The 7456-nt window shown below is 41.6% G+C and carries 5 protein-coding genes; all 5 read right to left on the bottom strand.

The window, feature by feature from the left end:
* Positions 1 to 328: 328 nt before the first annotated feature.
* The 5 genes from nifJ to QA601_16995 all read right to left on the bottom strand — a co-directional run bounded on the left by nifJ (position 329) and on the right by QA601_16995 (position 7224).
* Complete coding sequence (gene nifJ, locus QA601_17015; GenBank protein MDG5816801.1) at positions 329 to 3880, bottom strand: pyruvate:ferredoxin (flavodoxin) oxidoreductase; 3552 nt, start codon at positions 3878 to 3880, stop codon at positions 329 to 331.
* 97 nt (positions 3881 to 3977) lie between these two features.
* A complete protein-coding gene (locus QA601_17010) occupies positions 3978 to 5084 on the bottom strand; it encodes a DUF368 domain-containing protein (GenBank protein ID MDG5816800.1) in 1107 nt (368 codons plus the stop codon).
* Positions 5085 to 5171: 87 nt separating this feature from the next.
* Positions 5172 to 5822 carry a protein-L-isoaspartate(D-aspartate) O-methyltransferase gene (locus QA601_17005; GenBank protein ID MDG5816799.1) on the bottom strand — a complete coding sequence of 217 codons (651 nt, stop codon included), beginning with the start codon at positions 5820 to 5822 and terminating at the stop codon, positions 5172 to 5174.
* 60 nt (positions 5823 to 5882) lie between these two features.
* Complete coding sequence (locus tag QA601_17000; GenBank protein ID MDG5816798.1) at positions 5883 to 6617, bottom strand: glycosyltransferase family 2 protein; 735 nt, start codon at positions 6615 to 6617, stop codon at positions 5883 to 5885.
* Positions 6604 to 7224 carry a lysophospholipid acyltransferase family protein gene (locus QA601_16995; protein MDG5816797.1) on the bottom strand — a complete coding sequence of 207 codons (621 nt, stop codon included), beginning with the start codon at positions 7222 to 7224 and terminating at the stop codon, positions 6604 to 6606. The genes QA601_17000 and QA601_16995 overlap by 14 nt, the downstream gene beginning before the upstream one ends.
* Positions 7225 to 7456: the final 232 nt, after the last annotated feature.

Below are 7456 nucleotides of genomic sequence, written 5' to 3'. Positions count from 1 at the left end.
GAATATTTCATTTAACTTGTATGAGTTATGATGTTGTTTTCCAAGATCCAAAAAGGAAAAGCTCAGAGTTCATTACTGCTTAAACATAGCCTGTTTAGTAACAATTTTTCTAAATACTACTAGAGTTTTTTTTGTAAAATCCTTCAGAGTGTTTTATGCATTGCATTTAATTCTTGGTCATTTTAGGAAAAGCTTGGAATGATATCAGGTCCAGAGTAGGGAGATGAAAGTAGTAGCCCGGTTTTTACAAATAGAGCAGGTGGGGTTAAAAAAAAGGCCCCGAAGTTTCCTTCGGAGCCTTTAATGTTGATCAAATAATTTGAGTTATTTAATCTTCTTTTGCAGCGAGCTGTTTTAGCATTTTAAACTTCGCCACGACAGATTTCTGAGCGTTATCGATGAGATTCTTAGAGATCTCAGGATTTGAACGCTGCAGAATCTTATAGCGGTTTTCGCTGTATACGTAATCTGCAAGAGAGATTGAAGGATCTTTACTATCAAGGATAAAAGGATTTTTACCTTCCAGAGAAAGATCTGGGTTGTAGCGGTAGAGTGGCCAGTGTCCGGACTCTACTGCCAGCTTTTGTGCTTCGTATCCATTAACCATATTGATACCATGAGCAATACAGTGTGAATATGCCAGAATAAGACTTGGTCCATCGTACGCTTCAGCTTCAGCTATAGCCTTAATTGCCTGGTTTTGGTTTGCACCCAGAGCAATACGGGCAACGTAGATGTAGCCATAGCTCATTGCAATCATGGACAGATCTTTTTTGATGGTTGGTTTACCACTGGCTGCAAATTTTGCAACTGCACCCATAGGAGTAGATTTCGATGACTGTCCACCGGTGTTTGAGTAAACTTCAGTATCAAGTACCAAAATATTTACATTTTTACCAGTAGCAAGTACATGATCCAAACCACCATATCCTATATCATATGCCCATCCATCACCACCGACAGCCCAAACTGATTTTTTCACCAGATAGTCTATAACGGTAGTAAGTTCCTTGCATAGTTCAGAGGAGCAGCCTGAAATTTCACTTTTCACTTTTTCAACACGTCCCCGCTGCTCTTCAATCTGATTTTGTGTTTTCTGCTCAGCGCTGACGATTTCACCAATGAGGTTTTTCACTTCAGCACTACAGCAATCTTCAGCCATAACGCGTTCACAAAGTTCTCGTGCATACTCTTCGAATTTATCTACTGTAAGACGCATACCGAATGCAAGCTCAGCATTATCTTCGAAAAGTGAGTTGTTCCATGTAGGTCCTCTTCCATCATCACGGGTGGTGTATGGAGTAGTTGGCAGGTTACCACCGTAAATAGAGGAACAACCAGTTGCGTTACCTATGTACGCTCTGTCACCAACCAGCTGAGAAACCAGTTTAATATAAGCTGTTTCGCCACATCCCGCACATGCTCCACTGAATTCAAAGAGGGGACGAATAAGCTGACTGCCCTTAACAGTGTTGCTGTTAATTTTTGAAGGATCAGTGTCGGGAATGCTTAGGAAAAAGTCCCAGTTTTTTGCTTCCTGTTCGCGAAGCGGACTCTGGGGCTGCATAGTGATAGCTTCTTTTGCTTTCGCTGGGCAGTTCTGTACACAGATACCACATCCGGTACAATCTTCCGGTGCTACCTGAAGGGTATACTTCATACCTGCGAACTCTTTTCCTTTCGCATCAGTTGATTTGAAAGTTTCAGGAGCATTATCCAAATGATTCGCATCATAAACTTTAGGTCTGATTACGGCATGAGGACAGACCAGTGAACAGCGGTTACACTGAATACAGGTTTCAGGATTCCAGACCGGGATTTCAACTGCAATGTTACGCTTCTCAAACTTTGTTGTCCCTACAGGCCAAACACCATCAGCAGGCATATCAGATACAGGGATCTGGTCACCTTCCTGCTTCATAATTTTAGCAGTAACGGTTTTAACAAAATCTGGCGCATTATCTGCAACTGCAGCGCGTTCTTCAATTGCGTTGGTTACTTTGTCCGGATACTCGACTTTCTGGACCCCACCAAGAGCTTTGTCGATAGATTCTATATTCATATTAACTATCGCTTCACCTTTACTGCCATAGGTCTTTTTGATAGCATCTTTTATGGCATCGATCGCAACTTTTTCATCGATAACTTTAGAAATCTTGAAGAAAGCGGTCTGCATGATAGTGTTAATACGTGGTCCAAGTCCGATGTCCTGAGCTATCCCAACAGCATCAATCACGTAAAAATCAAGCTTTTTATCGATTATCTGTTTCTGTATTTTCCCTGGAATGTTTTCCCAAACAGTATCTTTATCGTACTGTGAAGTTAACAGGAATGTCCCGCCTTCAACGAGATTTTTTAACATGTCATATTTTTCAATGAATGAGAAGTTGTGACATGCAAGGAAGTTAGCAGTAGAGATAAGATAGGGACGGCGAATGTCATTTTTTCCAAATCTCAGATGAGAAACAGTAACCGTACCGGCTTTCTTTGAATCGTAAACGAAATAACCCTGAGTGTTGTTATCAGTCTTATCTGTTATAATTTTGATACTGTTTTTATTGGCACTGACTGTACCATCTGAACCAAGTCCGTAAAAGAGTGCGCGGTAAACATCATCAGTTTCTACAGAAAATGACTTGTCAAATTCAAGGGAACTCCCGGCGACATTATCATTTATACCTATTACGAAATGGTTTTTAGGTTTGCTCTTGTCGAGTTCATCAAAGGTAGCTTTGATCATAGCCGGGGTAAACTCAGCTGAACCAAGACCGTAGCGACCGCCAATAACAGTAGGCCATGCAGTGAATTTTGAGTCGCTTTCCTGCATCGATTCTCCGATTGCGGTGCGAATATCTTCATAAAGGGGCTCACCCAGTGATCCAGGTTCCTTTGTTCTGTCCAATACAGCAATCTTTTTAACTGTTGAAGGCAAAGCAGCCAACAGAGCGTTTGCATCAAAAGGACGGTAGAGGCGAACTTTAAGAACACCGGTTTTTTCGCCCTTTGAGTTGAGATAGTCAACTGTTTCGTGTACTGTATCGGCTCCAGAGCCCATAATTACTATAACTTTTTCTGCATCCGGTGCACCTTCGTAATCAAAAAGGTGGTACTGTCTGCCAGTAAGTTCAGCAAATTTGTCCATATACTTTTGAACGATTTGAGCGCATTTATCATAGTAGGGGTTTACAGTTTCACGGCCCTGAAAATACACATCAGGATTTTGAGCTGTACCCTTGATTGTTGGGTGATCCGGTGACATTGAACGGTTACGATGTGCACGTACCATTTCGGAATCAATCATTGCGCGCATATCATCAAATGACAGTTCATCAATTTTTTGCATCTCATGAGAGGTACGGAACCCATCGAAGAAATGTAAAAAAGGAACACGTGCTTCGAGTGTGGCAGCGTGAGCAATAAGTGAAAAGTCCATTGCTTCCTGAACGGTAGTGGAGGAGAGGAGTGCGAAACCTGTCTGACGTACAGACATTACGTCACTGTGATCCCCAAAGATTGAAAGACCCTGACATGCCAGAGAACGCGCAGATACGTGAAACACGGTAGGTGTAAGTTCACCTGCGATTTTATACATGTTAGGGATCATAAGCAGAAGACCCTGAGATGCAGTAAATGTAGTAGTCAGTGCACCGGCACAAAGAGCTCCATGAACCGCTCCTGCTGCACCACCTTCAGACTGAAGCTCAGAAACAGTAGGTACTGTGCCCCAGATATTTTTCTCTCCGGCAGCAGATTTTTCATCAGAAATTTCTCCCATTCCAGAAGATGGGGTAATGGGGTATATTGCGATGACCTCGTTAACGGCGTGTGCCACGTGGGCGGTAGCCGAATTACCGTCATGTGGAACCATTTTTCGTGACATATATTCTCCTCTTATAAAATGAAAGATGGCTATTTGAAAACTTATTAAGATACATTCCGACACAACCCTCTACAAGGAAATGAGGGTGTGATTAATTTCATTGAAACTGTACTGTTTTTTTTCTTCCATAGTAACTCAGTAAAATCATAATTGATATGCCTGAAAGGCAAAGCAGCAGAGCCTGGAGAAACTCTGAGCCTCCAGAAGGCAAAGTGTTAATATTTGTGTATACAGAGATATTATTTAAAAGAGATATTCCTTCAGGTGTTCTTATATACTGATCCATCACTACCACTCTTTTAAATGGCCATAGAGCATGTAATGAACCAGCCATAAGGCCAATAAGAAGGGCTATGGTACCGTTATAAAAACGTTTTAGAACCCAATTTATTACTCTTGCAAACAAAAGAGTGCCAAAAATCATCCCTAAAGCAAAAAAGGTTAGGAAGATAAAGGAATCGATCTCAAATGTTCTCAGCCCCGATACTGCACTTATGACTTCCCCATATTGTCCCATTAGAATTAATACAAGTGAACCACTGACGCCCGGAAGTATCATGGCACTCAATGACACTGCTCCTGAAATCGATGAAAACAGTAAGTCGGTTAAGGTATAGCTTGATGCAAAATTTGTTGAAGTAGGTTCCGGGGTATCAGAATCGTCGGTAATTTGAGTTTCATATATACTCTTATAATGCTCCGATTTTAAAATGACACTATCAGCAGGATTCACTGCGGAGCTTATATAAATTGTAAGTATTGCTCCGATAAGCATGGGTATTAGGTGATAAGCCCTTCTTTTTTTGAGAAAGCGCAATGAGTAGAAAATGGAGACAAGAATGAGTCCAAAAAAGAAGGCATAGGTATTTGTGAATTGATTATCAAGGAGATAATCAATCAGATCAGAAAGCAAAAGGATAGAAAGAGCTGCACCAATAGCTATTTGGCACAAAAATATTCCATCAATGCCTTTAAATAATTCTAAAAGAGAGTCAAAGTGTTTTTTTCGTTGTGAAGAAAATAACAGACCTGAGCTGTGACGTATTGTTTTATGGAAAAAGTTGCCCTTTAATTCGCTCAGGGCAGACATAACTCTTTGGTATAATCCAAGTAAAAGTAGGAGTGAGCCTCCGGATACCCCTGGAACGACATTGGCTGCCCCAATTAAAAAACCGCAACCGAGGTGTTTTACCCACAAAAGCATAGTTTCTCCGTGCCTGGATACACCAGTGCTGATTTTGATAAATAGTTACCTATTACGGATTGGACGCCTCGATAGTGTGTCTTTATCCTATTTCCATCCGTGTTGACCTACCAGAGGTACAAACACTACGCTGCCGGCGCTGTGTGTTTCAAACCCCTGAGGTGTTTTTTTATAGACTAAAAGTTCCTGTTTTTGGCGATCCCCTGTAGGCACCACCATCAAACCGCCCACTGCAAGCTGAGTCTGCAGGGTAGCTGGGGTTACAGGTGCTCCGGCAGTGACAATTATTCGGTCAAAGGGCCCAAATTGAGGCCAGCCATTGCTACCATCACCAACCTTTATCACCACATTTGCATATCCCTGTTCTCTTAGTCGTTTACGAGCAGCTTCAGCAAGATCGCGATGGCGTTCTATAGTATAAACGCGTCGTGAAAATTGCGCCAATATGGCACTTTGAAACCCGGAACCTGTACCAATTTCAAGAATTTTGTCGTCTTTACCCAAATCAAGCAACTCGGTCATTAATGCTACCACAAAAGGCTGGGATATTGTCTGACCAGTGCCTATTGGGAGCGCATTATCGTCATAAGCCTGAGCGTACATGGCTCCATCAACAAAGAGGTGTCTTGGAACACTACGAAAAGCCTGTAGCACTTTTTCGTTTTTAATCCCTTTTTCTCTGAGTTTTCGAATCAACCGTTCACATGCAATTTCAGGTTTTATATGATTAATGCTCATTTATGACACCAGATTTAAGGAAAAGTGAAACTTCATGCTCTGCATTTCAGTTGTTTGAATTTAGCTGTTTCTTTTAGAGTCATTGTGCCTAAGAAGGCTCACCCAGATATGAAGAACAGCTTTAAGCCATCTAAGTGTATCCCGAAAATGAGAGATATGACTGGGCCCATTCAAATATAATGTATGCACTTGAATGAAACTGATTGGAAAATTCATAAAAGCAGCTTTAAGGATCACTTCTGACTCCATCTCAAATCTGTTATACTGAATATCTAACTTTTTGAGTAGTTCAGAGGAGTAGAGTCGGTAGCCGCACTGACTGTCTTTGATTAACCTAAGGGTTAAAAGGCTTAAGAAGGAGGAGGTTAGTCGATTAGAGCATATACGGGCAAGAGGCATAACACCAGGCTTCATTGATCGGGCCCCAATACAAAGTCCCACATCGGGCTGCTCTGAGATTACTTTCAAAAAGGAGGGCAGGTCCTTTGGTGAGTGTTGGCCATCAGCGTCCATCGTTAGTATCCAGCGAGCATCTTTTTGCGTTAAAAGGTAGCTGAACCCATTTAAAAGAGCTGCGCCTTTACCCTGGTTACTTTTGTGTACAATACAAAAAATTCCACGATCTTTGCATGCTTTTTCAGTTCCATCTTTGGAGGCATCATCCACAATACAGATTTTTTCCCGGGGGACTGTTTTTAAAAGATCAGACAAAAAATCCATGAGTTCTTTTCTGGATTTGTAGGTTGGGATAAGAATAAACAGATTTTCGGGCCAGGTACTTTTAGATGGTGTCATCTTTATGCATTCTTTTTTGAATTTCGGCTCTAAGGGATTCTTCCGGGTTGTCTTCAGATGAAAAAGCGAGTGGATCAATGGGGTCACTCAGCTCGACAGTTAAACGAGAGAATGGTTTAGGAATCATAAACCGGTCCCAGGATTTCAATCTCCAGGCACTACTGGCTCTTACAGTCATAATGATCACAGGCTTCTTACTTTTAAGTGATAATTGTGCTACACCCGGTTTCACTACCTGAGCCGGTCCTTTGGGACCATCGGGTGTAATCCCAATTGGTCGACCATCTCTTAAAACGCGAAAACACTGCCTCAGTGCAGAAGAACCACCGCGTGAAGAAGAGCCAAAAATAACATCATGATTCCAAAGCCTCGCTACCTGTGCTGCCAGCTTTCCATCACGGCTGGAGGAAACTACAGCTGTTTTACCCGTGTTACGGAAAACATATGAAATGGCAAGTAGCCGTGAGTGCCAGAAGCAAAAAACGCCATCCTGTTGAGGTGAGAAAGGTTTTATTGAACCGGGATGGTGGGTCTTAACGCGCCACGTTTTACCAAGTAAGCTTGATGCAAGCCAAATTATTTTAGAAAGTGAGTGGGAACTGATCAAACACCTCACAGGTGAATGTTAGTAGTAATTGAAATAATGCACATAATATACATTATTTCATTATGGTTAGATATGCCCTTTATAGATGCATTTCTGTGCAGATAAGCAGAAAAAAAGTGAGCATTGGGCTAGTATAGGACCGCATTTTGCATTTATTAATAGAAAAAGTGGATCTTGAGCTTGACGCATCCAATTGTTTGATTCATTTTATAGCTACTATCACCCATATGGT

This window comes from Chitinispirillales bacterium ANBcel5 (assembly GCA_029688955.1).
Lineage (GTDB): Bacteria > Fibrobacterota > Chitinivibrionia > Chitinivibrionales > Chitinispirillaceae > Cellulosispirillum > Cellulosispirillum alkaliphilum.
The sequence above is the reverse complement of the archived record's forward strand: the minus strand, read 5'-3'. Positions and strand labels throughout refer to the sequence as shown.